The 2,711-nt window shown below is 73.0% G+C and carries 1 protein-coding gene; it reads right to left on the reverse strand.

Annotated features, from left to right (window positions below):
- The coding region (locus VF794_RS08205; protein ID WP_331108626.1) for a condensation domain-containing protein at positions 1-2,711 on the reverse strand (2,711 nt) is incomplete at both ends.

Here is a 2,711-nt window from a genome sequence, read left to right on the forward strand (position 1 = left end):
CTCCAGCAAGCGCGGGAGCGGCTCATCCGGCCGACCCACCACCGTGCCGAGCAGCACCTCCAGCTCGGTGGCCATCCGCGCCACCGTCGCCGCGTCGAAGAGGCAGGCGTTGTAGCTCAGCGCTCCCTCGAGCCCCGTCTCCGTCTCCTCCAGGGACAGGGTGAGGTCGAACTTCGAGCTGCCGTGGAGCACGTCCAGCCCGGTGAGCGTCAGGCCCGGCAGCTCCAGCCGCGTCCGGGGCGCGTTCTGGAGGACGAACATCACCTGGAAGAGCGGCGAGTACCGCAGGTCTCGCACCGGCCTCAGCTCCTCCACCAGCTTCTCGAAGGGCACGTCCTGGTGCGCGTAGGCCCCCAGCGCCACTTCCCTCACCCTCGCCACCAGCTCCCGGAACGTCGGCGCCCCGCCCACTTCCGTGCGCAGCACCAGCGTGTTGACGAAGAGGCCGATCAGCCCCTCTACCTCCGCTCGCGTGCGCCCCGCCACCGGCGTGCCCACCGCGATGTCCTCCTGCCCGCTCCACCTTCCCAGCAGCGCCTGGAAGCCCGCCAGCAGCACCATGAACAGGCTGCTCCCCTCTCGCTGCGCCAGGACGCGCAAGGGCTCCACCCGCTCCTTCGACAGGGAGAACCGATGCGCTCCCACCCGGAACTCCGGCACCTCGGGGCGCGGCCTGTCCAACGGAAGGTTCAGCACCGACGGGCTGCCCGCCAGCCGCCCACGCCAGTACGCCAGTTGTGCCTCCAGCGCCTCGCCCTTGAGCCACTCGCGCTGCCAGCGCGCGTAGTCCGTGTACTGGAGCGGCAGCTCCGCCAGCGGGCTCGGCTCTCCGCGCGAGAAGGCCCCGTACAGCGCCGCCAGCTCCCGCACGAAGATGCCCGTGGACCAGCCGTCCGTGACGATGTGGTGCATCGTCAGCAGCAGCACGTGCTCGGTCCCGCCCAGGCGCAGCAGCAGGGTCCGCACCAGCGGCCCCTCCGACAGCACGAAGGGCCTCCGGGCCTCCTCTTCCGCCCGCCGGAGCACCTCGGCCTCACGCGCGTCCGCCGACAGTCCGGACAGCTCCACCCGCCCGTGCTCCACCCGCGCCCGCCCCACCACGCGCGCCACCGGCTGGCCCTCGTGCTCGCCAAACGTCGTCCGCAACACCTCGTGGCGTTGGACGAGCGCCTCCAGCCCTCGCTCCAGGGCCTGGACGTCCAGGGCCCCCGTCAGCCGGACCGCGGAGGGGACGTTGTACGCCGTGCTCCCCGGCTGGAGTCGATCCAGGAACCACAGCCGCTGCTGGGCGAAGCCGAGGACCGGCTCTTCTCCCGGCCTCGCCACCAGGGGCGGCGGAGCCCCCGCTCCCGTGGCGAGCCGCGGCGCATCCTCCACCCGTCGGGCGAGCGCCTCCAGCGTCGGGGACTCGAAGACGGCCCGCAGGGGCAGCTCCACACCGAAGGTGCCGCGCACCCTCGACACGAGCTGCGTGGCCAGCAGCGAGTGCCCGCCCAGCTCGAAGAAGGAGTCCGTCACCCCCACGCGCTCCACGCCCAGCGTCCGCGTCCACAGCTCCGCCAACCGCCGCTCGGTGTCCGTGCGCGGCGCGACGAAGCCCTCGCTCCTCGGAGCCACCCCCGGCAGCGGCAACGCCTTCCGGTCCACCTTGCCGCTCGGGGTGAGCGGGAAGGCGGCCAGCACGACGATCGCCGCCGGCACCAGGGGCTCGGGCAGGCGCGTCTTGAGGACGGTTCGCAGCGCCGCGCCGTCCACCGGCGCCGAAGCCACCACGTAGGCCATCAGCCGCTGATCTCCCGGCCCGTACTCGCGCACCAGCGCCACCGCGTCCCGCACCGAGGGCAGCTCGCGCAGGGCCACCTCCACCTCACCCAGCTCGATGCGGTGGCCGCGCAGCTTCACCTGGAAGTCCACGCGCCCGAGGAACTCCACCGTCCCGTCCGCCAGCCACCGGGCCCGGTCTCCCGTGCGGTACAGCCGCGCACCGGGCTCTCCGCCGAACGGATCCGGCACGAAGCGCTCGGCCGTCGCATCCGGACGCCCGAGGTAGCCGCGCGCCAGTCCCGCTCCACCGATGAACAGCTCGCCCGCGACGCCCACGCCCACCGGCTGCCCGTGCCCGTCCAGCACGTACAGCCGCACGTTGGCGATGGGCCGGCCCAGCACGGGGCGCTCCCGCTCCGAGGTGATGGGGCACACCGTCGCGTCCACCGTGCACTCGGTGGGGCCGTACACGTTGAAGGCCCGCACCACCCGCGAGGCCGCCAGACGCCGCCACAACGTCTCGGAGATGGCCTCGCCGCCAATCAGCAGCGTGACGGGCCGCGTGGCCTCCTCCAGCCAGCCCGTCTCCACCAGGAGCTGGAGCTGCGAGGGCGTGCAGTCAAAAACATCCACCCGCTGGTGCTCCAGGTACTCGCGCAGCGCCTCGCCGTCGAAGCGCACGGACTCCGGCGTCACGTCCAGCGTGTGCCCGCGCAGGAGCTGGAAGAGCTGCTTCACCGACGTGTCGAAGGACACCGAGCCGTTGACGCTCACCCGCTGCCCCGGCCCCATTGGCGCGTACACCGCGCGGTGCAGCGCCTCGACGAGGTTGGCCACCGCCCGCTGCCGCACCATCACCGCCTTGGGACGGCCAGTGCTGCCCGAGGTGTAGATGGCATACGCCAGGTGCTCCGGCCCCGCGCCGCCCGGCACCGGGGACGTCGGCT

It is taken from the genome of Archangium sp. (assembly GCF_036389735.1).
Lineage (GTDB): Bacteria > Myxococcota > Myxococcia > Myxococcales > Myxococcaceae > Archangium.